Below are 23,730 nucleotides of genomic sequence, written 5' to 3' on the forward strand. Positions count from 1 at the left end.
CGATGGTCACCACACATCTGAACGCGGACTTCATCGCGGAGTCCACCGCATCGGAGGCTTGGCAGGGGAACTTTATCGACGCCTATCTGTCAGACGCCGCCCAGACGGTCCCCGACCGCACCGCTGTCGTCGACCGCGGACGAACGTGGACCTTCGCACAGTTCGACGCCATCGTCGACGCTCTCGGCGCGGCACTCCAGCGCCACGGCATCGGACACGGCGATGTCGTCTCGTGGCAGTTGCCGAACTGGTCCGAGGCGTGTGCGGTCCATCTTGCCGCGATCCGGATCGGCGCGATCAGCAATCCGATCATGCCGATCTTCCGACACTCGGAGACCCGATTCATCCTGGAGCAGGCGAAGTCCAAGATCGCGTTCATCCCGGCGACGTTCCGCAACTTCGACTTCCCCGAGATGTTCGCGGAGATCTCGTCGGACTTGTCGGCGTTGCAGACGGTCGTGATCGTGGGCAAGGCGCAACGCGATCACGAGGTTCTCTTCGAGGACTTCCTCGACGGCTTCCACGGCAGCAAGCCGGCCCCGGTCACTCGCGACGCCAACGACCTGGCGCTCTTGCTGTACACCTCCGGCACGACCTCGGCCCCGAAGGGCGCGTTGCACACGCACAACACGCTCGACTACGAGAACCGAAGCATTATCGAACTGCTCGGCCTGACCCAGGAAGACGTCGTGTTCATGCCATCTCCTGTAGGGCACATCACCGGCATCCTGTACGGCATCCAGATGCCGCCGATGCTGCGAAGCAGTGTCGTTCTGCTGGACATCTGGGAGCCCACGGCCGGCCTGGAACTGATCCAAGAACACCAGTGCACCTTCATGCTCGCGGCCACACCGTTCCTATACGGGCTGGTCCACCACCCGTCGCTCGGCGAGTACGACGTCTCATCGCTGAGAAGCTTCCTGTGCGGAGGCGCAGATGTCCCGCCGGATCTGATCCTCAACGCCACGACCGCGTTGGACTGCATGGTCGCCCGGGTATACGGATCGACCGAGTATCCAACCGCCACAAGCGGCAGCGCCGCCGACCCGCTGGAGAAGCGCGCCAACACCGACGGCCGTGCCATCGGTCTGGCCCGCATCAGGATCGTCGATGAGCACGAGAACGACCTCGGCGAAGGTAAGGACGGCGAACTGCTCGCACGAGGGCCCGAGATGTTCGTCGGCTACCTCGACGCCGAGTTGAACAAGTCCGCGTTCACTGACGACGGCTGGTTCCGCACCGGAGACCTCGGACGTATCGACGATGAGGGTCACCTGGAGATCACTGGCCGCAAGAAGGACATCATCATCCGCGGCGGCGAGAACCTCAGCGCGAAGGAGGTCGAGGACCACCTCTTCGCCCACCCGAGGGTTGCCGAGGTTGCCGTCGTGGGCTCACCCGATCCGGTGCTGGGCGAGCGGGTCTGCGCAGTCATCGTCCCCGAGCCGGATGCGACTGTGGAGCTCGCCGAACTCATCGAGTGGCTGCTTGAGCGCAAGATCGCCAAGCAGAAGCTTCCCGAGAGCCTGATCGTGCTCGACCAGATGCCCCGTACAGCTAGCGGAAAGATCCAGAAGTTCAGGCTGCGTGACCTAGCCAAGGACGGGGTCGAGCACGAGGCGTCCTCCGGAGCATCAGACGCGGGCGACTGCCCATCGACCATGTCCACCCTTCGATCAAGCCACCCCACCACCTAAACGACGGCCGTAGGTCGTCGTGGAACGGAATGTCATGAACGAGCACGAGCTGACCATCTTCTCCACGGGCCACCAGTTCCTGGAGGCTCCCCGCTGGCAGGACGAAAGCCTGTGGGCCAGCGACTTCTTCGCCAAGACGGTCAAGCGTTTCGCAGCCGACGGCTCCTACCAGACCGTCGTCGAGGTCGAGGGCGCCCCCTCCGGCCTAGGCTTCCTCCCAGACGGCTCAGCGCTCGTGGTCTCCCAGGCCGACAAGTGCATCCTGAAGGTCTCGCCCGACGGCACACAGAGCATGCACGCGGACTTCAGCCAGTTCGCCGGAGGCATCGGCAACGACATGCTCGTCACCAAGGTCGGCCACGCCTACGTGGGCAACTTCGGGTTCGCGCTCGGTGAGGAAGACCCCAAGACGACCCGCCTGGTCCACGTCGATCCCAGCGGCAAGGGCCACCAAGTCGGCGGCGAGCTGCTCTTCCCCAACGGCATGGCGATCCAGAACGGCTCGGTCCTGCTCGTCGCCGAGACCTGGAACCACCGGATCACCGCGTTCGACATCGCCGCCGACGGCTCGCTGAGCAACCAGCGGGCTTGGGCGCAGCTCGACGACGCCTACCACCCGGACGGTATCGCGCTCGACGCCGACGGCGGCGTGTGGTTCGGCAACGCCCTGACCCTTGAGGAGGACAGCGGCTTCTACCGTGTAGTCGAAGGCGGCGAGATCACCGACAAGGTGAGCAACCCCGGCGCCTGGTCCGTCGCCTGTGCCTTCGGCGGCGACAACCTCGACACGCTCTACATGACCTGCAACACCACGACGCTGGAGGAGTTCCACGTCGGCAAGTCCTCGGCCGCGATCGCCACGGCCAAGGTCGGACGCAATGGCGCGCCTGCGGCCTGAGTGCGAGTATTCTTTTAGACTGAGCGGGGTCCCGGCAACCATGTCCCGGCCCCCTCGGCTGATCCCTCCCTCGTAGCGATATCACCGTGTAGCAACGCTGCGCGGCCCCTGAGGTGTAGTACTGTTCTGCTCGGTCGGGCTGCAATGCGACGTGCGGTCGCCTGTCCGACCGGGAGGGCCGGGGAGTGTCTGAGAGGAGCCACGGGATGGGCGGTGCGTCTCCTGTAAAGGACTTGACGCGGCGTCCGCGCGACCGCGGGCTACAGATCGCTCTCAACGCGCGTGAGCTGTTCACCGCGCACGGCTATCACTCGGTCAGAATGGACCAGATCGCCGAAGCGAGCGGGATCACGGCACGAGCCCTCTATCGTCACTACGCCAACAAGCAGGCCCTCCTGTCCCACGTGATCCGTGAGGACCAACAGCGATTGGTGGCCGCCCTTGAGCAACTCGCGGCCGCCGACAGCCCCGGCAGCGTAGATGAACGTCTTTCGACGCTCGCTGAGGTAGGACTGGATAGTCGGCGCCTCTCGGTGCTGTGGCAGCGAGAGGCCCGACACCTCACCCGAGACGACTTCTCGTTAGTTCGCAATCGCACTCGGTGGATCGCCGAACAGGTGAGGCTCCTGGTGGTGGCACCAGCGACCCCCGACCTCGACGACTTTGCCAGGGATGTCCGGAGTTGGTCGGTGGTCAGCATCCTGACCAGCCCTGCCTTTTACAACAGCGGCCTTTCTCGCGCCAAGCTCAAGAAGGTGCTCGTTGAGGCGTGCCAACGAGTCATCGTTGTCGCGGGCAGTTCCCACCCGGACTCGGGCGTTCAACCGGTGTCGCACCCTCGAACCCCCGCCTCGCGTCGCGAGCAGCTCCTTACTGCCGCGGCGCGCGCCTTCCAGCGCAACGGATATGCCGGGACCAGTATCGACGACATCGGAGCCGAGGTCGGGGTAGTGGGCCCGGCGATCTACCGGTACTTCGACACCAAGGCCGCCATCCTCGTCGCGGTGACGAATCGCTTCTACGAGTGGCAAGCACTCGAGGTCGCCCGAGCTCTGCCTCGACCCGCGCGCGACGCTGACGTATTCGACGCCCTGGTTGAGGGATACGTCGAGCTGGCAGTGCGAGCTATCGACCTGTTGGCCGTGTCCTTGACGGAGAGCCACTACCTGCCCGAGGACGAGCGCGATCGGTTCGACCGCATCCGAGAAGAGAACACCCTCGAATGGCAACGCTGGATATCAGCGACACGTGACGATCTCGACGACGCAACATCGTTGACCCTCGTCCACATCAGCAAAGGCATCATCCACGATCTTGTGCGTATCGCTCACCTGTACCGCGAGCCCACTTTCGCCTCCGAGCTCAAAACGGCCGTCAGGGCGGTCGTTCACGGCTGATCCGTCCCGGGTCCACACATCGAGGCTTCAGTGCGCTGCTTCGACGCCGATGCCTGCTGCACTCTGATCCGTCGAACCTGGTCACGTCTCGGGGTCCTGTCGCGCAGAGCGGCGGGTTCTCCGTTCGCGGATGTCACCGTCGACTCCCGCTCAGCGGAAGGCCAAGGCCGTGAGCGTCCCATGACATCTTGCCGGTAAAGATCTGTGTCTAATCTTCTTCACTGTTAGTAATCATTTCCCAAAAGCGCACAAAGCACTGCCCTGGTGTGAAGACACGCGCTCGACGCTTGACCTAGTCGAGAGCACTTAGGGGCGGTAATTAGCAGAATGATGCACGGAGTACTGTTCGCGTCGACTAGTCGATGAGAGCGAGAATTTTGTTAGGGATGCTTGACTTCAGTGCTTGGTTCGTGTCACTCTTGTGATGTCGGACACGTCTTAATGAGTTATCGCTAGAGGACTTCTTCTCTGCCAGCGCCAACCCACGAGCGCGACCCGCGACCCGCGACCCGCGAGCCAGCGGCCCGCCTTCCCTATGACCACCCCGCCGAAATGGCACCTCTTCGACCAAAGCGATCGAGCAGTCCACAACGGGCTGTGACGTCGCGAAAGGAACACCACGTGAACACCTTGCTCACCGATCCCCGCTCCGTGACCGAAGAGCTCGACGTCCTTGTCGTCGGCGGCGGCTTCGCAGGCGTTTACCAGCTCGAGCACCTTCGTTCCCGCGGCTTCGCCGTCAAGCTCTACGAGGCCGGCTCCGAGGCTGGCGGCGTCTGGCACTGGAACCAGTACCCCGGGGCGCGTGTCGACACCCCCGCCACCGCCTACCAGCTCTCCGACGAGCGGATCTGGAGCGAGTGGAACTGGTCGGAGGTCTACCCCGGACAAGAGGAGATTCAGGAGTACTTCCGCTTCGTCATCGACAATCTCGACCTGGCCAAGGACATGCGCTGCGACTCGCGCGTCGTCGCGGCCCAGTTCGATGACAACGAGGACAAGTGGATCATCGAGACTCGTGACGAGAAGACCGGCGAGACCTTCCTGACCCGCGCGCGCTTCCTCCTGCCGATGCTTGGCACCGGGTCCAAGGCCCTCTATCCCAACATCCCCGGCCTCGACGACTTCAAGGGCGACTCGTTCCACACCTCGCACTGGCCCAAGGGGTACGACATGACCGGCAAGCGGGTCGCCGTCATCGGCACCGGCGCCAGCGGCGTCCAAGTCATCCAGACGATCGCTCCCGACGTTGGGCAGATGACGGTTTTCCAGCGGACGCCTCCGACCGCTCTGCCGATGAGCTCCCCCAAGCTCGACCGGGCCGCGAACGACGAGTTCCGTAAGACATACCCGGAGCGTTTCAAGTACCGTGAGACAACATTCTCTGGGATCGACTACGACGTGATCTACACCGCGACCGCCGAGATCTCCGACGAGGAATTTTACGCCAAGCTCGACGAGCTCTGGGACATGGGCGGCCTCCAGATCTGGCTCGGCGGCTACGCTGACATGTTCTTCAACCGCGAGGTGGGAGACAAAATCTACGCTTACTGGCGAGAGAGGACCCTGCCGCGCGTCAAGGACCCCAAGCTCGCCGAGAAGCTGATCCCCGAGACCCCGCCGTACCCGTTCGGCACCAAGCGCTGCCCGCTGGAGTACACCTACTACGACACGTTCAACCAGGACAACGTCGATCTGGTCGACGCCAAGGAGAACCCCATCGAGAAGGTCACCGAGAACGGCATCGTCACGGCCGACGGCACGCTGCATAAGTTCGACGTGATTGTCCTGGCGACCGGCTTCGACTCTTTCACCGGAGGTTTGACCGACATCGATATCCGCAGCACCAAGGGCGAGAGGTACAGCGACGTGTTCAAGAACGGCGTTCGCACGTTCCTTGGGCGCGCCACGGCCGGGTTCCCGAACATCCTGTACGTGTACGGCCCGCACAGCCCGTCGGCGTTCTGCAACGGCCCAACCTGCGCTGAGCTTGAGGGCGACTGGGTGATCAATGCCATCACCGACATGCGCGACAACAACCTGACTCGCATCGAGGCCACGCGCGAGGCCGAGGACGAGTGGCACGAGCACCTGGAGGGCCTGGCCAACGCCACGACCTTCATCATGGCGAACTCCTGGTACATGAACGCCAACGTGCCGGGCCAGAAGAAGGAGCTGCTGGCCTACCCCGGGGGCCTGTCCATGTACCTGGAGAAGTGTCGCGAGTCGGTGGAGAACGGGTACGCCGGTTTCGTGCTCTCTTGAGAGCGCGTCACTCAGTCACGGGGCGTCGCCATCGACCACCGAAGGCGACGGCCCTGGCCCCCACATCCCAAGGAGAAGGCCGATGTTGATTCACTGAGTGACCGTCAAGTTCAAGGACGCCGCGACGCCAGATCAAGTGACGGCGCCCGATGCGGCGCTCGCAGCCCTGCCAGGTCAGATCGACCTCATCCGCCGGACCCGCCACGGTCGAGATCTTGGCGAAAGGCCGACGAACGCCGACTACGCGCTGGTCTCCGAATTCGGCACCGCCGAAGACGTCAACACCTACCTCGAACACCCCGCACACCAAGCCGTGACCCGCGACCACCTGCTCCCACTGGCCGAATCGTGGCACAGCGTGGAGGTTGTCGGGTATGACGACTGAGCCGACAGCACGTCTTCGCCGGCCTCCGAGTCGGGTAGGACCACTCGTAACACGGAAGGTCAACCAGATGAATGGCACCCAGGCCGACGGCTGGCCAGGAGAGGACACACCCGTTGCGGTGGTCACAGGCGCTCGGCGAACGACAGACAGCGGCCCGTGGGCTCGGCCAGGCTGATCGGTGGCATCCCTCCAGCGTGACGGAACCAGCGGGACCCGACCGGCCACGACACGCCAACAGCCTCCGCCGCCTGCACCGTCGTCACGCCCGAGACGATCCGTCGCCAGAAGTCCCGCTGCATCGCACGCGACGGATCAGGCCGGACCGTTGACCGCATCGGCGGCCTCAACGCCCGATCAGCCGCCCACTGCCGCCCGCGCACCCGAAGGCGCCTCCGGAATCTGCTTCCCGCCACGTCCCATCGTGCACCTCCGTGATCGAGGTGTTGCGACGACCGGTTGAATCCGCCTTGCGATCCTCGGTCGTTGTGATGAATGAGCCCCGACACATCCGTAATCCCTTCTCGGCATCGGGTCCAGATTGCGTGCTCAATGGCATCGAGCACCAGCGGTGTCGTCATCGTCGTCGCGGTTCGCCACCCGAGGATCCGCCGTGAATATGCGTCGATGACGAACGCGACGTACAGCCAACCTGACCATGTCGAAACGTAAGTAAGTCAGCTACCCACAACATGTTTGGCGCCACTGGGTTGAACTTTCGCTTCACGAGATCGTCTGCGCGACGGCCTTGTGCATCGGCGATGGTGGTGCGTTTGGTCTTGCCTCTTCGTGCTCCTTGGAGCTCGAGGACACCCATCAATCGTTCGACCGTGCACCGTGCCACTTCGATGCCCTGTCGACGCATTTCCAGCCACACCTTGCGTGCGCCGTAGACCGAGGAGTGCTCGGCGTGCACACGGCTGACCTCGGCTTCGAGTTCTTCGTCGCGCACGGACCGCCGAGACGCAGGACGGTTGCGGGCTTCGTAGTAGGTGAACGGCGCAATTGAGCAGGGTGCTCGCTGAGCACCCTGCAGACATCGCATATGTTCAAAGTGTCAAGAAACCATGGCGTCCGCCGGTTCCGCACAGTGCGCGAACGCGACCGACGCATCGTAAAGTTCTCGACTGCACAGACAGTGGTGGAGCATGCCGATGTAGCGATTCGACAGATTCCGTGCAGCGGCAGTGTAGGTGTCACCGATGGCGCGTCGGCGATCGTAGTAGGCCCGTGCATCAGGAGAGTGCAGAATCAGCGGTAGCGCCCACAGGTATGCAGCGTGGTTGAGTCGTTTGTTTCGTACGATCCTGAGTCTGGTGCTCGATCTGGTTCCACTCGCGCGGGTCACCGGCGCCGTACCCGCGTAGGCTTTCAATCCGCGAGCTGTTGCGAAACGTGTTCGATCGTCACCGATTTCGCCCAGGATCCTGGCACCGAGAACGACGCCGAGTCCCGGGAAGCTCGTGAGTATGGGCGCGTCGGGGTGCTCCTCGAATGCTGAGGTAAGGGCCGCCTCCAATGACTTGACGTTCTCGGCAGTAGCCGTGAGTGCGCGTGCGTACGCATGAGCTTGTCGCCCCATCGCGATTTCCACCTGCAGTGGTTGGCGCAGGTGAGGGAGGCGGAGCCCTGCAACGATTCTGCGGGCCTCGACCTCGACGCCGCGTTTCCGCCCAGCCTTCCGTAACGCCGCGGCGATGGTGGCGGGGCGCAGGTTTACTGCGGCGGCCGGGGTGGGTGCCAGTCGGAGTGCCTCGCGTGCACCCATCGTGGTCAGGTCGTCGAATGTTTCGAGAAATGCCGGAAAGTATTGACGGAGAAGGGAACGCGCCTTGCTGGCGATCTGTTGTCTATCCCAGATCGCGTCCTGATGGGCCCTGGCCAACACCTTGACAGATTGGGCTTGTTCACTGTCGTTCGGAAGCCGCCGATGATTGTCACGATCGGTGCGAAGGATATTGGCCAGCACCATTGCGTCTGCGGCGTCGCTTTTGGTTCGACTCGGCGAATAACGGTCCCGATACCTCGAGACGGACAACGGGTTGATTGCGAACACATCGGCGCCGGCGGCGCGAAGCGCCGAGACGAGCAGCCCTTGCGCCGTTTCGATAGCGACGGGCAGTCCGTCGAGTCCGCCCTTTCGTAGTTCGAGGATCAGTTCTACTAGTCGGTCGAAGCCTGCGACGTCATCGCTGATGCGTTCGCTGATCAGCAGGCTTCCCCTGTCGTCGATCACCGCGACATCGTGATGCTTTTCCGCCCAATCGATTCCACACCACAGCTCAGCCATATCGTCAGTCTCCTGTCCTCGTCCGGGAGTGCGGCCGGCAAGCCGCACCGCGTTGATCGAACCGGGAAGGTCGACCAGCGCTCTAATGAACAGGCCTCAGGGGCCGCCATCGCATCGGCTGTCGCACGATCTCCCACCAGCGGATCGGTGTCACGCACTGCCGTCAGGACTGAACGTCCCGCTCGACGAAGTGATCACCTGCCCGCGGCTCGACACGTGACCCCGCTTTCGGCAGGGCCAGGATGGGGGGTACCCGCGCCGACGCCGGCTACGGTCTGCCAAGGAAGAGTTCGAACTCGGATCGACTCGAGGAGTCCGGTGCCGGCACGGCTACCGATCTCATTAGATTGGCTCGACGCCGTACTCGCTTTTATATCGGTTGATGTAGTCGATGGTCACTTGTTGTTGCTGGTCGTGTCCTTGCCGACATGCGTTGCAGCCTCCACAGGAGATTCCGGGGTTGACGTAGACCCGGTCGCCGACGGCGACGTCGGTGACATGGCTACCGACTGCGGCGCCGACGCCGGCGGAGTCGAGACCGAAAATCGCGGGAAGCTGGGGCAGCGGAAGGTAGGGGAACCATTCGCTGAGGTTGCGAGCACGTTGTTCAGGTTCGGTACGACGTTGCATGCGTTGACCTGTACGAGGACGTCGGTTGCCCGGGGATCGGTAGATCCTCGATCGCCATCGGCTGGTTGATCTCGTGGAGGCGGGCGACGCGCATGGTTGTGTTCACGACGGGAACTCCTGGGTAAGTGTCGGTTCTGGCTGAGTGTGGGCATGCAGAGCGCTGGTGAGGCCGACAGGTCGGGGCCACACCAGCGCACGATCGGGGTCGGTGTGGGCTGAGGTCAGGCGGTGGCATCTGCCCTGATCGAGGTCAGGGCGGCGCGGATCTCGTCGACGGTGGCAATCTCGCCGAGCAGTCCGAGTGAATTGATGCTCGCATCGTGCGCTTCGGCGGTTGCAGCTGAGCACGCGTCGGCCACGGTCACCACGCGGTAACCGAGATCGCTGGCTACGCGGGCGGTTCCTTCCACGGAGGCATTGGTGGCGACACCGGTGAAAAGCAGCGTAGTGATGCCCTTCTTCCGCAAGATGGTGTCGAGTTCGTTCCCGACGAAGGCGCCGATTCGTTGGTGTGTGAAGACGATGTCCTCGCTGTGTGGTGTGAGGCGGGCGACGATTTCGGCGAGTTCGCTACCTTCTTTGAGGCAGCCGGATTGGGCGACTATTTCCAGTAGTGGTGAGTTGACCTCGAGGTCGGAGAAGTCCGGTTTCCAGGCGACTCGTGTGTAGATCACGGTGCCGTCGGCCTCGCGTACCGCATCGTTGACGGCGGCGACCTGGTCGATGATGCGGCGTTCTGCCACTTGCTGATAGAAGAAGTCCGCGAAGGCGCCGGTGGGTCCTACTACATCGCCTTGGCAGTGCACGGCCACGGCGGCGGTGGTGCGGGGGTCGAGTTTCATGGTGAAGCTCCTGCTGGTTGAGGGATGTCAGGTGTGGGCGAGGATGGAGTGGCCGATGTTGTCGATGTCGCGGGCAGCGGTGACGGGGTTGGACAGGAAGACCTGTTGGATGTCGACTCCGGCTTCGCGCATCAGCGCCGATTTTTCCCGCAATTGCGCGGGGGATCCGTAGAGGCACCAGTAGTCGACGAGTTCTTTGGTGATGATCGGGCGGTGTCGAGGATCGAGTCCTCGTAGGTACTTGGCCCACACGTCCAGGTAGTGCGGTTGGTTCGGAGCCTGCGGGTCGCCGAGGTACTGCTGAGCAGCGGTGAGGGAGGCATCGACGATGGGGTCGCCCAGTTGGTCGCGGTGCTGATCCATCAGCCCTGCGTTGGTGATACAGGAGCTGATCGGTCCCGAACCGAACCCCTTCGTGACACCGTCTTCCCAGGTCTCGCCGTTTTCGAGTTGGTAGAACCAAGACAGGGAAACGAGTTTGACCGATCCTGGGGCTCGGCCGGCGTCGGCAACTGCTTTGTCGAGGCGATTGCGAACGAGCTTAATCATCTCGACGTTCGGGCCCAGGCAGTAGACGACCGCGTCGGCATATTTGGCGGCTTCGGCGAGTCCGCGAGGACCGCCGGCAGCGACCCAGATCGGGATGTGGTCTTTGACATTGTAGAAACCGCTGTCCTTGTCGAGAAACTCCACTTCACGGGACTGGCCGAGCCAATTGTGTGTGGTTCGGCGCCCTGCCATCAATTCTCGTGAGACTTCGATGGAGTGAGAAAGCTCGGAGATCTTGGCGGTGCGGTTTCCCATGGATCGGAGTGCGTTGTTGGCGGTGCCGATGCCCAGGAATGTGCGACCCGGTGCGAGGGCGTTGAGCGTCGCCATGGAATTGGCGGTGACCGGGGCAATCCGGGTCAGCGGATTGGTGACCATGGTTCCGAGGGCGATGGTGCTTGTCTGCGAGGCAGCGAGTGCGAGGAATTGGTACGGGTCACTGAACAACAACGGGCCTTCGCCCACACCGAAGTGGGTGAAACCTAAATCCTCGGCCTGTTTCACCATCACGACCTGATCGATCTTGGCGCAGGTACCGATACAGAATTCCATGTCTTTTCTCCTTGCAGTGACCGCCGCTGGGTCGCCTGGTGTGCGATTCGTCCCGAAATGGATCTGGGCGATGTGTTTGTCGGCGTCGCAATTCCTTGACTGCCAGATCCAGTGAGCGTGTCCATATACCCGCCGCCGGTTCGACATACCCGCCGGTTCGACGGAAACTGACTCGAAGGCGTTCTGCCCTGCGCCTATGTGCTGGTCAAAGACCCATGCAACAGCTCATTGGAATGCTAGCGTTCCAGATGAAGATATCTCACAGTGACTCAGACCACAAGTACTAGAATGCAAGTTGTTGTGCTGAGCACGGCAGAATGAGGGGGATCATGACCGGAACATCGACGAAAAGAGTGAATCGATGAGTGCCGACCAGGCAGGCCCTGCGCTGGGCAGTGAGGCGACCGCCCTCCTCGCCAGTGTCCGCACCTCGGGGGCTCGACTGTCTTCTGCGCTGTACGACATCCTCAAGAATCGTCTGCTCGAGGGGCGCTACCCTGCGGGGGAAAAGATCGTCGTGGAGGCCATCCGTCAGGAGTTCGGGGTCAGCAAGCAGCCTGTCATGGATGCTTTGCGGCGCTTGTCCAGTGACAAGCTCGTCTACATCGTTCCTCAGGTCGGTTGCGAGGTGGTCTCGTACACCCAACAAGAGGTGGAAGATTTCTACACCCTCTTCGGTGGCTTCGAGGGAACCATTGCAGCGGTCGCCGCTGCCCGCCGGACGCAATCGCAACTGCTGGAACTGGATCTGATCTCGGCCCGTGTCGATGCATTGATCGCCTCGCATGATCCTGTGGTCAGGGCCCACGGCTATCGAGTGCACAACCGTGAGTTTCATGCCGCCATTCATGCAATGGCGCACTCGCGGATCATGGAAGAGACCAGTCAGCGTATGTGGGACCTGTCGGATTTCCTGATCAATACCGCCGGCATCACCAATCCGTTGTCGAGCGCGTTACCGGAACGCCAGCACGATCACCACGTCATCACCGAGGCTATTCGAAACGGCGATGCCGAGGCGGCCAGGGTGGCGATGGAACATCACATCGTGGGCACGGTTGCGGTAATCCGCGACGAGTCGAGTGACTCCCTGACTGGATAACCGCTCCGGGCAACCCTTTTCGGCCCGCTCTCTGCGCACATGCACAGAGAGCGGGCCGTTGTCATTGATGGCGGGCGTTCTTCGCGATCGCCGTTGTGGAGCGGATGAGGTGGGTTTCGTCCCCTGGTGCAGAGACTTGCATCACTTTTCACTCCGGAGTAGGTTCTCTGCTAGACGACTAGCATTCCAGTTGGATGCTTCTCTCCCGAAACTTCCAGAAGAAAGGAGCGGCCATGACGACCGCTTCGCGCAGGTTGCTCGATAGAGCACCGAAGTGCTTCCACCCGCAGATCGGGGAAGTCCGGCCGTGACCAACGCACCCGCTTCCTCGACGACCACCGATCGCCCGTCCCCATTACGGGTGGCGATGGCCAGCTTCATCGGCACCACGGTCGAGTACTACGACTTCTTCATCTACGGCACCGCAGCCGCACTGGTATTTCCCAAACTCTTCTTCCCGGACGTCTCTCCTGCGATCGGGGTACTTCTCTCCTTTGCGACGTTCGGAGTCGGCTTCCTTGCCCGACCACTCGGAGGCGTCGTCTTCGGTCACTTCGGCGACCGAGTCGGCCGCAAGCAGATGCTGGTGATTTCGCTGGTCGGGATGGGCTCGGCAACAGTTCTGATGGGATTGCTGCCCAGCTACGCTCAAATCGGAATCGCAGCGCCGATCCTGCTCACGCTGTTGCGCTTGGTTCAAGGCTTTGCGGTCGGCGGCGAATGGGGCGGAGCGACGTTGATGGCCGTCGAACACGCTCCTACCTCGAGGAAAGGCTTCTTCGGGTCCTTCTCCCAGATGGGAGCGCCGGCCGGCACCAGTGTTGCCACTCTGGCGTTCTTCGCGGTCTCGCAATTGCCGGACGAGCAGTTCCTCAGCTGGGGTTGGCGACTGCCCTTTCTCTTCAGTGCGGTCCTGATCATCATCGGGTTGGTCATCCGACTGTCCTTGACCGAGAGCCCCGACTTCGCCGCGGTGAAGGCGCAAAGCGCAGTGGTGCGGATGCCGATCGCCGAAGCTTTCCGCAAACACTGGAAGGAAATTCTTCTCATCGCCGGGACCTACCTGTCCCAAGGAGTGTTCGCCTACATCTGCATGGCATACCTCGTCTCGTACGGCACCACCGTGGCAGGGATCAGTCGAACCTTCGCTCTCGCTGGAGTTTTCGTCGCCGGCATCGTTGCAGTCATCCTTTACCCGATCTTCGGCGCACTCTCCGACACTTTCGGTCGCAAGACGATGTATCTGCTCGGCGCTGTGGCCATGGGTGTAGTGATCGCTCCCGCGTTCGCACTGATTAACACCGGCAACCCATGGCTGTTCATGGCCGCGCAGGTACTGGTCTTCGGCATCGCGATGGTCCCGGCAGCCGGCGTGACCGGATCGCTGTTCACGATGGTTTTCGACGCAGACGTGCGATACAGCGGCGTCTCGATCGGCTACACCCTCTCGCAGGTCGTGGGCTCCGCATTCGCCCCGACCATCGCCACAGCCCTCTACGCCTCCACCGAGTCCAGCAACTCGATTGTCGTATACCTGCTGGTGGTGTCAGTGATCTCGATAGTTTCGGTGATCCTGCTCCCCGGCGGTTGGGGTCGCAAAGGTGCCGCCAGCCAACTCCTTCGTGACGAGGCAGGCTCAGCCCGGCCGGCCTCCGCGGTGACCACACTCCCGAACACGGACAGCGCAGAATCCCTGCGTGTCCTCGACAAGTGAATCGATGACAGATATGAGTGACCTCGACCCCACCTCCTACGACACCGACGTCGTGATCGTCGGACTCGGTCCCGCCGGTGGCACCGCGGCGCTCGCCCTGGCCACCTACGGCATCCGCGTACACGCCGTTTCGATGTTCCCGTGGGTGGCGAACTCGCCGCGCGCACACATCACCAACCAGCGCGCCGTCGAAGTACTGCGCGATCTCGGTGTCGAAGACGAGGCACGCAAATACGCGACGCCGTGGGATCAGATGGGCGACACGCTGTTCACCACGAGCTTGGCCGGTGAGGAGATCGTCCGGCTACAGACATGGGGAACGGGAGACGCCCGCCACGGGGACTACCAAAGCGGTAGCCCCTGCGCGATGCTCGACATTCCCCAGCCGCTGATGGAACCGGTCCTGATCAAGAACGCCGCCGAACGTGGCGCCATCATCAGCTTCAATACCGAATACCTTGGACACACCCAGGATGCAGACGGTGTGACCGTCCGTTTCCGTGATGTCCGCTCGGGTACCGAGTTCACCCAGCGAGCCCGCTTCCTGCTCGGCTTCGACGGAGCCCGATCGAAGATCGCCGACGAGCTCGAGCTTCCCTTCCAAGGAGAACTCGCCCGCGCAGGTACGGCATACATTCTTTTCAACGCGGATCTGAGCAAGTACGTCGCTCATCGGCCGAGCATCCTGCACTGGATCGTCAACTCGAAAGCCGGCTTCGGTGAGATCGGAATGGGCCTACTGAGGGCGGTTCAGCCCTGGAACCAATGGATCGCCGGCTGGGGATTCGACATGGCCGACGGACAGCCCGACCTATCCGATGATGCTGTCCTAGAGCAGATTCGAACACTCGTCGGTGATCCGAACCTGGACATCGAGATCGTGACGCGATCCTTCTGGTACGTCAACCAGCAGTACGCCGAGCACTACCAGTCCGGGCGGGTGTTCTGCGGCGGCGACGCCGTACACCGGCATCCACCGTCATCGGGGTTGGGATCGAATACTTCCCTGCAAGACGCCTTCAACCTGGCATGGAAGATCGCCTTCGTCGTCAAGGGATACGCGGGACGTGGACTGCTCGAATCCTATTCACCCGAACGCGTCCCCGTCGGAAAGCAGATCGTCGCCCGCGCCAACCAATCCCGCAAAGACTACGCCGGACTGCGCGAATGGTTCGACCACGACAGCGATGATCCGGTCGCCGCGGGCCTTGCGAAGCTCAAGGAACCGTCAGCCGAAGGTGTCGCCCTACGGGAGCGACTGTACGAGGCGCTGGAAATAAAGAACACCGAGTTCAACGCACACGGCGTCGAACTCAACCAGCGGTACTGCTCCACCGCGGTCATTCCTGATGCCGACGGCGTCGACGAAGTGTGGACACGAGACCGAGAGCTGTACCTGCAGAGCACAACCCGACCCGGCGCGAAGTTGCCCCATGCATGGTTGGTCGGTGTCGACGGCACCCGCATCTCGACCCTCGATGCCACCGGAAAAGGCATGATGACCCTGTTGACCGGAATTGGTGGTCAGGCATGGAAACGTGCCGCCGCCAAACTCGACATGCCGTTCCTGCGGACCGTCGTCGTCGGTGAACCCGGCACCATCGATCCCTACGGTTACTGGCGGAAGGTCCGCGACATCGACGAGGCCGGCGCCATTCTCGTCCGCCCCGACGGCCATGTCGCATGGCGGCACAGCACTGCGGTCTGGGACGACAGCGAAGCACTGGCCAATCTCGAGGATGCCCTCACCACGATCCTCGACCGCGCACCGGGCCGCAGCGAAGAGACTGCGAGTAGTACGCACGAACCGCAATACAGCACCCGAGCTGTGCCGATCACCGTCCCGCATACCACCGCGGAGGATGCAGTACCGGCCGCCGCGAACACCATGACTGTTGAAGGAGAGAACCGATGACCCACCCGTACACCAGCGTCTGGAACGATCTGAACCAGGTCGAGTTCAGTCAAGGCTTCATCCAAGCGGGCCCCTACCGGACCCGGTACCTTCACGCCGGCGACCCCACCAAACCGACTTTGATCCTGTTGCACGGCATCACCGGCCATGCCGAAGCGTACGTCCGCAACCTGCGATCGCACGCCGAGCACTTCAACGTCTGGGCTATCGATTTCATCGGCCACGGCTACTCCAGCAAGCCCGACCATCCCCTCGAGATCAAGCACTACATCGATCACGTGCTGGCGTTCATGGACGCGATCGGCACGGAGAAGGCTTCCTTCTCCGGCGAATCCCTAGGCGGTTGGGTCACAGCACAATTCGCTCACGACCACCCGGAGAAAGTTGAGCGGATCGTGCTCAACACCATGGGCGGTACGATGGCCAATCCTGCAGTGATGGAACGCCTCTACACCCTGTCGATGGAGGCCGCGAAAGATCCCAGTTGGGAGCGGGTCCGCGCCAGGCTCGAGTGGCTGATGGCCGACCCCACCATGGTCACCGACGACCTGATCCGTACCCGCCAGGCGATCTTCCAGCAGCCGGACTGGCTCAAGGCGTGCGAGGCAAACATGGCTTTGCAGGACCCGGACATTCGCAAGCGCAACATGATCACCGACGACACCTTGGACGCCATCACGGTGCCGGCGCTGGTGTTGTGGACCACCAAGGATCCCTCCGGCCCGGTCGACGAAGCCAAACGCATCGCCTCTCACATCCCACGCGCGAAACTCGCGATCATGGACAACTGCGGGCACTGGCCGCAATACGAAGACGCCGAGACGTTCAACAAACTTCACCTCGACTTCCTGCTCGACCGAGGCTGACGATCCGCGCGGGTACCTGCCACGCCGTACACGGTGGGTACCGGCGATCCGTCCCTGTCCCGAAATCTCCGACCCTTGCGCGCGAAGGCTTACGCACCCGCGAGAACCAGAAGGAAACAACGATGCCCGTAGCGCTGTGCACAATGTCGCACTCCCCTCTCATGGGACGAAACGACCCGGCCCAAAGTGTGATCGACGATGTGGACGCCGCATTCGACAGTGCCCGCGCATTCATCGCCGATTTCGCCCCTGACGTGGTGATGATCTTTGCTCCGGATCATTACAACGGGGTCTACTACGACCTGATGCCCCCGTTCTGCATCGGGGCCGCTGCACAATCCGTGGGTGACTACGGCACCGAGGCCGGCCCGCTGGCCGTCGACCGCGAGGCGGCCTATGCAGTGGCGCGGGAAGTGCTCGGCAGCGGTATCGATACCGCGTTCTCCGAACGGATGTACGTCGATCACGGCTTCGCGCAAGCTCTGCAGCTGTTGGTAGGATCGATCAGCGCAGTCCCCACCGTGCCGATCTTCATCAATTCCGTCGCCGAACCGCTCGGACCGGTCAGCCGCGTCCGGTTGCTCGGCAAAGCCGTCGGGCGAGCCGCTGTCAACCTCGACAAGCGAGTGCTGTTCGTGGGATCCGGTGGCCTATCGCATGATCCACCGGTACCGCAGTTCGCAACCGCCCCTGTCGGAGTGAAGGAGAAACTCATCGATGGCCGGAATCCAACTGAGGCCGAGCGCAACGCACGTGAACAGCGCGTCGTCGACGCCGGTCGTGACTTCGCTGCAGGTGTGGCCACGATTCAGCCACTGAACCCACAGTGGGATCGACACCTGCTCGACGTTCTCGCCTCCGGCGACCTCGCGCAGATCGATTCCTGGTCCAACGAATGGTTCGTCGAACAAGCCGGACACTCCTCCCACGAAATTCGCACCTGGATCGCTGCGTACGCGGCTCTGAGCGCTGCCGGCCAATACCGCGTCACCTCGACTTTCTACCGAGAGATTCCCGAGTGGATCGCTGGATTCGGGATCACGACTGCTGTCTCGACAGACGGAGATTAGAGCTCGCGCATGGCGGCGCGAATACCGACCACAGCCGCGTCTTTCAGTAGTCGCCCTTGCAACGAAAGGGGTCCGCGGCCCCAATCGGAGACTCGACAATGGCATGATCCAGTACGTCGCCCGACGTCGATACTGGCGAATTATACTCTTGTGCAGGGTTTTTCAAGACGATCTCTCTGTCCGGAGGTTATTGCCGCTGCAACATCCGCCCTGCTCCCGAGACGATAGTGGGCACTACCGCGCAGTGCGGTAAGCGGCATCCATCCGCACCGGATACTCACCGGTGGTGGCCTGTCCGATCACGGCGACGGTGTCTTCGTCGAGAATGACCAGGCGGTCGTCGCCGGTGGCGGTGACGTAGACCCGGCGAAGTGCGGGAACGACGAGGACGCCGTGAACCTGGGAGGGGTTCGGGATTGTCCGGACGACCTGCTGGGTGTGGATGTCGATTTCGATGACCTCGCTGGCGCCGAGGTGGGCAATGAACAGCAGTCCATGCTGAGGGTCGAGGCTCTCGTAGTCAAAGCGTGAATTGTCGTCGGGGAGAGCGATTTCCGCGACCGGCTGCAGCGGCAGCGGGCTACTGCCTCGCGACGATGGCTCGGAGGAACAAGCGCCGATCAGGGTTGACGCCATGACGAGTGCGGGCAGCAGCCGGGCGGTCTCGGGCTGTTCCGCTTATCGGTGCGGGTGTCCATCCCTGTCCCTCTCACTTCGGGGTGGTCAGCGTCCGGCTGCAACGTGGGGGGCCGAGATTGCCTCGCGCATCGTGGAGGGAAGGGTGACGCCATCCCCGACGGACCAGAAGTGCAGGCAGAGCAGGCGGACTGTTCGTCGAAGGCGTGGTTGTGGATCTCGACAACTCTTCGTCGTCTCGACGCCCGCCTGAACGACGGTCACTGTCAACGGCAATCACGGTTACAACGAAGTGTCCAGGGTGAATCGGCGGATTAGTCGATGACGAATGGACAAGGTGATGCAACAGTGGTTACATATTTGTTGTGGAACCAGAACCGGCACCCGGTAGCCACTCTGACGAGTGGGTGATGTTGGCGTATCGCATCCCCCGCGAACCGTCGACGCCGCGAATCACGGTGTGGCGCAAGCTCCGCAAATACGGGGTGTTCCAGCTCGCGGACGGGGTGGTGGTCCTGCCCGCGTCGGCGCGGACACGCGAGCAGTTCGACTGGATCGCAGAGGAAGTCATCGAGTCCGGAGGTCAGGCGGAGGTCTGGACTGCCGCACCCACCACCGCCGACCAGCAGGACCGGATGCGGACGAAGTTGTCGGCGGATCGGGCCGCCGAATACGACGAACTTGCCGCCGCTGCGCAGGCTGCACGCTCTTTGCCTGATCGCGCCGCCCAGACCAAGAAGCTCACCCAGTTGCGGCGCCGTTTACGGGAGATCGACAAACGGACCTTCTTTCCTGTCTCTCAGCGCGACGGGGCGGAAGCGTCGATCAAAGCGTTAGCCGCGGTAGAGCCCGTGGAGGCGCAGGTGGCGCGATGAAATGGCTACCCGCGCCGGGATCCACATCGACCGCGCCGCCAGTGCCTGGTTGATGCGCCGCAACGTCGACCTCGACGCCCAGTTCGTCTACCTCGACGACCCATACCAGATCCTCTCTGACGCAACGCCGTTCGATATTCGCGGGGTCGACCTCTCGCACCATCACGATGACTGCAGCTTCGAAACGATCCTGCGCCGTTACGAGATTGCCGACCCGGTGCTGTGGATCATCGCCGAAATCGTCCACGAAGCAGACATCGACGACGGCAAGTTCGACGCCCCGGAAGCCGCCAGCCTCGACACAGTCCTACACGGGTTGTCTCTCACCTGTACCGACGATGAAACTCTCGCCGTGGCAACTCGAATCTTCAATGGGTTGTACGAGTTTCATCGTCAACGAGTCCTCAGCGGCCGCGAACCCTCCTGACGCGAGGTCGACTCACGCGGCCGTGCCCGATGAATCTTCTGCACTCACAGACCGCGGAGCCCGACATGACAGAGCAAGAGTCCACGCACGAATTCACCGCATCACCGGTCGCTGTGCGCCCCGGCGAAGGGGACCTGATCCCCTTGCGCGTCGCCACGAAAGCGTGGTTCCTGATCTCCCTGCAAACCTTCGGCGGCCCCGCCGGGCAGATCGCCGTCATGCAACGCATGCTCGTCGACGACAAACGCTGGATCGGACAGAAACGCTTCCTGCATGCCTTGAACTACTGCATGCTGCTTGCCGGTCCTGAGGCGCAGCAACTCGCCATCTACACCGGTTGGCTTCTCAACGGCACCATTGGGGGGTTGATCGCCGGAATCTTGTCCGTCCTGCCCGGGCCTGATCGTCATGCTCGGGTTGGCCGCCGTCTACGTCGCCTTCGGTGCCACCACCATCGTGTTGGCGATCTTCGCCGCCATCGCCCCCGCAGTATTGGCAGTGGTGGTGCAAGCCGTCACCCGCGTGTCCAAGCGTGCACTGACCAGGCCGTCTCACGTCGTGATCGCGGTATGCGCGTTTGTGGCGCTCGCGCTGTTCGCGGTTCCGTTTCCGATCGTCATCGCGGTTGCAGGGTTCGCGGGTTGGGTCATCGGGCGGCGTGGGGGCGGTGCCGACACTGCCGCCGCCGACAACGACATCGACGAAAATCCGCCGCTCATCGCCGACGACGCCCTCCACACCGACGCACCCAGCCTGCGGCGGGCGGTCCTCGTGCTCGGTGCCGGTGTGATCGCCTGGGCGGTCCCGATGATCGCCGTCGTCGTGTTTACCGGCCGCGACAGTGTGTTCACCGAGCAGGGTGTGTTCTTCTCCGGCACCGTGCTGGTGACCTTCGGCGGGGCGTACGCGGTCCTCGCTTACGTCGCGCAACAAGCGGTACACACCTTCGGCTGGCTCACCTCCAGGGAGATGGTGCGAGGGCTGGGTCTGGCCGGAACCACACCGGGACCTTTGATCATGGTCGTCCAGTTCGTGGCGTTCCTCGGCGCTTACCGTAACCCCGGCGGCCTCGATCCCTGGGTGGCCGCGACCATCGGCGCTCTCCTGACCACGTGGGTCACATTCGTGCCGTCGTTCATGTTCATCTTCCTCGGCGCTCCGTATGTCGAGCGGCTCCGCAACAACACCCACCTGACGGCGGCACTGAACGGGATTACCGCCGCTGTCAGGTGGGTGTGATCGCCAATCTCGCGTTCTACTTCGCTGTTCACACACTCTTCGTAGATTCCTCGATTGTAGTGTGGGGTCCACTGCACCTGACGGTGCCGGACGTCAGTAGTTTTCGTCCGCTCGCGCTGGTCATCGGCGCCCTTGCCGTAGTGATGATCTACCGTCTGAAGTGGTCCGTGCTCCGGACTCTCGGGGTATGCGCACTCCTCGGACTGGCAGCCGGGTTGGTCGGACTGCCCGTCACCTGAGTACACGACCTCGCACACGTGCAGCGATCTGTCGGATACTCAGCCGTTCACGTCGTAGATCGGCGACCTGAATACGTTCGTCTGCCAATAGGCATCGCGGACTGATGGCGCGGACGCGAGTCGGTCCAACGGAGCGACGGTCCGCACCAGTTGTCCGGCGCGATAAACCGAATAGCCGCGGGCCCAGTTGGTGCCGGACGCGCGGGATACTCCAACTTCGCGGGCGGCTGCGCGGATGCTCACCCCCGGCTTCGCAATTCCATGAAGCGGCGACGCTTGTCTGAGGGTGGGCGCCGGCCAGGCCCCTTCTTGACACGACGAGACTGAATCGCATGTAAGTGTTTGTAGTGGCCGGCCCGGGGCTGGCTGACAGGATAGGTGTCGTCGCTACAACGCCGTGTGACTCATGAATCGCTTTGCTCCTTTTCGGATGCACTGGCCGGGGTTTGTCCACTCTGTTGTGGCGGCGACGCCGGTCCGGTCCTGCTTCGGTGGCTTGATTAGAAGCCTGCCCGACCCCGTTGCCTCGAGGTCGTGGCCCGTTACAGGCCTGCCTCGAAGTGCTCTTTCCGGGCCGACGCCGACAACGACGTCGCCCATCGGAAAGGACAACCGCCGCTATGCCTATCGTCGCAGATAACTACGAGATCGTCATCGGTGTAGATACCCACGCTGCCGCCCATGCGCTGTGTGTTGTGGCCGCTGTAACCGGTGCTGTGCAGGACAAAGCAAGTTTTCCAGCAAGTCCAGCGGGTCTCGATCGGGCCCGCACGTGGATTGCACACAGAGCAGGTCAACAAGCCGCCCTCGTCGTCATCGAAGGCATCGGCTCCTACGGAGCCGGACTCTCCGACCGCGTTCTTGCGGCGGGACTCCCGGTAGCCGAACCCTCCGACTTCTCGTTCGGCGGATCGGAGAGGAGTCGGTAAGACCGACGATCTCGACGCCGCTCGGATCGCCCGGTCGGTTCTGTCCGTCGACATCGATCGACTGCGCCGACCACGTGCGGACGGATCGCGAGTGGCGATGCGCGTTCTCGTGGTCGCACGCGAACAGATGACATGTGAACGGACGCGCGCGGTCAATGCGTTGACGGCTTTGGTTCGAACCGTCGAACTTGGTGTAGATGCACGAAAATCGTTGGCATACAGTCAGATAAAGGAGATCGCAACGTGGCGATCTCGGTCCGAGGACGCCACCACTGCGACGTGCCGAGCAGAGGCCGTGCGACTAGCCAAGAGGATTCGTGCGCTCGACTCGGAACTGATTGACAATCGAAAGTCTCTCGACGAATTGGTGAAGACCAATGCGCCGGAACTGACTGCCGCGGTTGGGGTGGGCGCAGTGGTTGCAGCGACTGTCCTGATCGCATGGTCACATGCAGGTCGGGTGCGCTCCGAGGCTGCGTTCGCCTCACTCGCCGGGACCTGCCCGGTCCCGGCTTCATCAGGTAACACGGTGCGCTACAGGCTCAATCGCGGCGGTGACCGCCGTCTGAACAGAGCACTGACCACCATCGTCATCGTGAGGATGCGGGTTGATCCCCAAACTCGCGCCTATGTCGAACGTCGACGAACCGAAGGCCGCACAACCAAGGAGATCATGCGATCCCTCAAGCGTTACGTCACCCGGCAGCTGTTCCGGACACTCGCCACTGCACACCCAATCTTGGTGTCTTGACAGATATAGAAGCATCCCGGCGAGTCCGGAGACTTACTGATTTGAGAACTCCGCAATTCGCGTAGTTCTGTGTTCACCGTAGTAGAACGCCTCGAGTTCGGCAGGAGGCACATCGCCGCAGTGCTCGTAGAGGCGTCGGTGGTTGAACCAGTTCACCCATTCCAACGTGGCGATTTCCACATGTTCGACTGTTCGCCATGGCCCGCGGGGTTTGATCAACTCGGTCTTGTAGAGCCCGTTGATCGTTTCGGCGAGCGCGTTGTCGTAGCTCGACCCGGTAGCCCCGATCGAGGCATCGATACCCACCTCAATAAGCCTGTCGGTGAACGCAATTGACGTATATTGATTGGGCTCAATCGGTGGAAGCAACATTCGAGGTCAGGAGGGTGTTGTGGGCAGACCATCGGATTGGGTGCGGGAGGTGACGGGCAGGGCTCCGATGAGGTCACCCGGAGCGCCGGGCCA

The 23,730-nt window shown here is 62.5% G+C and carries 18 protein-coding genes and 6 pseudogenes; 14 read left to right on the forward strand and 10 right to left on the reverse strand.

Annotated elements, in window-relative coordinates:
- The first annotated feature begins 2 nt into the window (after positions 1-2).
- The 5 genes from ASU23_RS00555 to ASU23_RS00575 all read left to right on the forward strand — a co-directional run bounded on the left by ASU23_RS00555 (position 3) and on the right by ASU23_RS00575 (position 6,642).
- A complete protein-coding gene (locus ASU23_RS00555) occupies positions 3-1,697 on the forward strand; it encodes an AMP-binding protein (protein ID WP_082661270.1) in 1,695 nt (564 codons plus the stop codon).
- Between the two features lie 34 nt (positions 1,698-1,731).
- A complete protein-coding gene (locus tag ASU23_RS00560; RefSeq protein WP_058036923.1) occupies positions 1,732-2,595 on the forward strand; it encodes an SMP-30/gluconolactonase/LRE family protein in 864 nt (287 codons plus the stop codon).
- A gap of 206 nt (positions 2,596-2,801) precedes the next feature.
- Positions 2,802-3,992, forward strand: coding sequence for a TetR/AcrR family transcriptional regulator (locus tag ASU23_RS00565; RefSeq protein ID WP_058036924.1), 1,191 nt, complete (start codon positions 2,802-2,804; stop codon positions 3,990-3,992).
- 621 nt (positions 3,993-4,613) lie between these two features.
- Positions 4,614-6,257: an NAD(P)/FAD-dependent oxidoreductase gene (locus ASU23_RS00570; protein ID WP_058036933.1), complete on the forward strand. Its 1,644-nt coding sequence runs from the start codon at positions 4,614-4,616 to the stop codon at positions 6,255-6,257.
- 97 nt (positions 6,258-6,354) lie between these two features.
- Complete coding sequence (locus ASU23_RS00575) at positions 6,355-6,642, forward strand: Dabb family protein (RefSeq protein ID WP_054828407.1); 288 nt, start codon at positions 6,355-6,357, stop codon at positions 6,640-6,642.
- A 128-nt stretch (positions 6,643-6,770) separates the two neighbouring features.
- Here ASU23_RS00575 and ASU23_RS33020 read toward each other — a convergent pair.
- From ASU23_RS33020 to ASU23_RS00600, 7 genes and pseudogenes are all read right to left on the reverse strand, one after another.
- Positions 6,771-6,977, reverse strand: a pseudogene (locus ASU23_RS33020) (IS30 family transposase); the annotation flags it as partial.
- Positions 6,978-7,112: 135 nt separating this feature from the next.
- Positions 7,113-7,286: pseudogene (locus ASU23_RS35200) on the reverse strand (DDE-type integrase/transposase/recombinase); the annotation flags it as partial.
- Entirely contained in the window at positions 7,217-7,684 is a 468-nt protein-coding gene (locus ASU23_RS00580) for an IS3 family transposase (RefSeq protein WP_156423040.1), read from the reverse strand. The pseudogene ASU23_RS35200 and the gene ASU23_RS00580, both read right to left, overlap by 70 nt.
- A 12-nt stretch (positions 7,685-7,696) precedes the next feature.
- Positions 7,697-8,929: an IS110 family transposase gene (locus ASU23_RS00585; RefSeq protein WP_058036934.1), complete on the reverse strand. Its 1,233-nt coding sequence runs from the start codon at positions 8,927-8,929 to the stop codon at positions 7,697-7,699.
- Between the two features lie 408 nt (positions 8,930-9,337).
- A pseudogene (locus ASU23_RS00590) lies at positions 9,338-9,665 on the reverse strand (alcohol dehydrogenase catalytic domain-containing protein); the annotation flags it as partial.
- Between the two features lie 115 nt (positions 9,666-9,780).
- Positions 9,781-10,401: a cysteine hydrolase gene (locus ASU23_RS00595; protein WP_058036925.1), complete on the reverse strand. Its 621-nt coding sequence runs from the start codon at positions 10,399-10,401 to the stop codon at positions 9,781-9,783.
- A gap of 27 nt (positions 10,402-10,428) precedes the next feature.
- A complete protein-coding gene (locus ASU23_RS00600) occupies positions 10,429-11,502 on the reverse strand; it encodes an LLM class flavin-dependent oxidoreductase (protein WP_058036926.1) in 1,074 nt (357 codons plus the stop codon).
- A gap of 361 nt (positions 11,503-11,863) precedes the next feature.
- Here ASU23_RS00600 and ASU23_RS00605 point away from each other — a divergent pair, with 361 nt between their 5' ends.
- From ASU23_RS00605 to ASU23_RS00625, 5 genes are all read left to right on the forward strand, one after another.
- Positions 11,864-12,604 (forward strand): GntR family transcriptional regulator, encoded by a 741-nt coding sequence (locus tag ASU23_RS00605; protein ID WP_054828449.1) that lies wholly within the window; start codon positions 11,864-11,866, stop codon positions 12,602-12,604.
- 367 nt (positions 12,605-12,971) lie between these two features.
- A complete protein-coding gene (locus ASU23_RS00610; protein WP_058036935.1) occupies positions 12,972-14,318 on the forward strand; it encodes an MFS transporter in 1,347 nt (448 codons plus the stop codon).
- A 4-nt stretch (positions 14,319-14,322) separates the two neighbouring features.
- Entirely contained in the window at positions 14,323-16,233 is a 1,911-nt protein-coding gene (locus ASU23_RS00615) for an FAD-dependent monooxygenase (protein ID WP_058036927.1), read from the forward strand.
- On the forward strand, positions 16,230-17,099 hold the full coding sequence (locus tag ASU23_RS00620; protein WP_058036928.1) for an alpha/beta fold hydrolase: 870 nt from the start codon (positions 16,230-16,232) through the stop codon (positions 17,097-17,099). The genes ASU23_RS00615 and ASU23_RS00620 overlap by 4 nt, the downstream gene beginning before the upstream one ends.
- Before the next feature lie 122 nt (positions 17,100-17,221).
- Complete coding sequence (locus ASU23_RS00625) at positions 17,222-18,169, forward strand: 3-carboxyethylcatechol 2,3-dioxygenase (RefSeq protein WP_058036929.1); 948 nt, start codon at positions 17,222-17,224, stop codon at positions 18,167-18,169.
- A 234-nt stretch (positions 18,170-18,403) separates the two neighbouring features.
- Here the strand turns inward: ASU23_RS00625 and ASU23_RS00630 are convergent, their stop codons facing one another.
- Entirely contained in the window at positions 18,404-18,805 is a 402-nt protein-coding gene (locus tag ASU23_RS00630) for a YncE family protein (protein WP_058036930.1), read from the reverse strand.
- A 365-nt stretch (positions 18,806-19,170) separates the two neighbouring features.
- On the opposite strand from ASU23_RS00630, the gene ASU23_RS00635 reads away from it, so the two are divergent.
- The 3 genes and pseudogenes from ASU23_RS00635 to chrA all read left to right on the forward strand — a co-directional run bounded on the left by ASU23_RS00635 (position 19,171) and on the right by chrA (position 21,585).
- Positions 19,171-19,680: a Chromate resistance protein ChrB gene (locus ASU23_RS00635; RefSeq protein WP_054828354.1), complete on the forward strand. Its 510-nt coding sequence runs from the start codon at positions 19,171-19,173 to the stop codon at positions 19,678-19,680.
- 1 nt (position 19,681) lies between these two features.
- The gene (locus ASU23_RS00640) at positions 19,682-20,107 is read left to right on the forward strand and encodes a chromate resistance protein ChrB domain-containing protein (protein ID WP_058036931.1); all 426 of its coding nucleotides are present in this window, start codon (positions 19,682-19,684) and stop codon (positions 20,105-20,107) included.
- A 113-nt stretch (positions 20,108-20,220) separates the two neighbouring features.
- Positions 20,221-21,585 (forward strand): annotated as a pseudogene (chrA, locus tag ASU23_RS35205) (chromate efflux transporter).
- 39 nt (positions 21,586-21,624) lie between these two features.
- Here chrA and ASU23_RS00650 read toward each other — a convergent pair.
- Entirely contained in the window at positions 21,625-21,828 is a 204-nt protein-coding gene (locus ASU23_RS00650) for a hypothetical protein (RefSeq protein ID WP_054828352.1), read from the reverse strand.
- Between the two features lie 377 nt (positions 21,829-22,205).
- Here ASU23_RS00650 and ASU23_RS00655 point away from each other — a divergent pair.
- A pseudogene (locus tag ASU23_RS00655) lies at positions 22,206-23,265 on the forward strand (IS110 family transposase).
- A gap of 33 nt (positions 23,266-23,298) precedes the next feature.
- On the opposite strand, the pseudogene ASU23_RS00660 reads toward ASU23_RS00655, so the two are convergent.
- Positions 23,299-23,613 (reverse strand): annotated as a pseudogene (locus ASU23_RS00660) (integrase core domain-containing protein); the annotation flags it as partial.
- Positions 23,614-23,730: the final 117 nt, after the last annotated feature.

The sequence above is a fragment of the Rhodococcus sp. KB6 genome (assembly GCF_001445685.1).
Classification (GTDB): domain Bacteria; phylum Actinomycetota; class Actinomycetes; order Mycobacteriales; family Mycobacteriaceae; genus Rhodococcus_F; species Rhodococcus_F qingshengii.

Excerpts from the sequence above, each read along its gene's own strand:
- ASU23_RS00625 (WP_058036929.1), top strand. The coding sequence starts at position 17,222 with ATGCCCGTAGCGCTGTGCACAATGTCGCACTCCCCTCTCATGGGACGA.
- ASU23_RS00555 (WP_082661270.1), top strand. The coding sequence starts at position 3 with ATGGTCACCACACATCTGAACGCGGACTTCATCGCGGAGTCCACCGCA.
- ASU23_RS00565 (WP_058036924.1), top strand. The coding sequence starts at position 2,802 with ATGGGCGGTGCGTCTCCTGTAAAGGACTTGACGCGGCGTCCGCGCGAC.
- ASU23_RS00560 (WP_058036923.1), top strand. The coding sequence starts at position 1,732 with ATGAACGAGCACGAGCTGACCATCTTCTCCACGGGCCACCAGTTCCTG.
- ASU23_RS00585 (WP_058036934.1), bottom strand. The coding sequence starts at position 8,929 with ATGGCTGAGCTGTGGTGTGGAATCGATTGGGCGGAAAAGCATCACGAT.
- ASU23_RS00595 (WP_058036925.1), bottom strand. The coding sequence starts at position 10,401 with ATGAAACTCGACCCCCGCACCACCGCCGCCGTGGCCGTGCACTGCCAA.
- ASU23_RS00615 (WP_058036927.1), top strand. The coding sequence starts at position 14,323 with ATGACAGATATGAGTGACCTCGACCCCACCTCCTACGACACCGACGTC.
- ASU23_RS00580 (WP_156423040.1), bottom strand. The coding sequence starts at position 7,684 with ATGCGATGTCTGCAGGGTGCTCAGCGAGCACCCTGCTCAATTGCGCCG.
- ASU23_RS00605 (WP_054828449.1), top strand. The coding sequence starts at position 11,864 with ATGAGTGCCGACCAGGCAGGCCCTGCGCTGGGCAGTGAGGCGACCGCC.
- ASU23_RS00600 (WP_058036926.1), bottom strand. The coding sequence starts at position 11,502 with ATGGAATTCTGTATCGGTACCTGCGCCAAGATCGATCAGGTCGTGATG.
- ASU23_RS00630 (WP_058036930.1), bottom strand. The coding sequence starts at position 18,805 with ATGGCGTCAACCCTGATCGGCGCTTGTTCCTCCGAGCCATCGTCGCGA.
- ASU23_RS00620 (WP_058036928.1), top strand. The coding sequence starts at position 16,230 with ATGACCCACCCGTACACCAGCGTCTGGAACGATCTGAACCAGGTCGAG.
- ASU23_RS00640 (WP_058036931.1), top strand. The coding sequence starts at position 19,682 with ATGGCTACCCGCGCCGGGATCCACATCGACCGCGCCGCCAGTGCCTGG.
- ASU23_RS00610 (WP_058036935.1), top strand. The coding sequence starts at position 12,972 with ATGGCCAGCTTCATCGGCACCACGGTCGAGTACTACGACTTCTTCATC.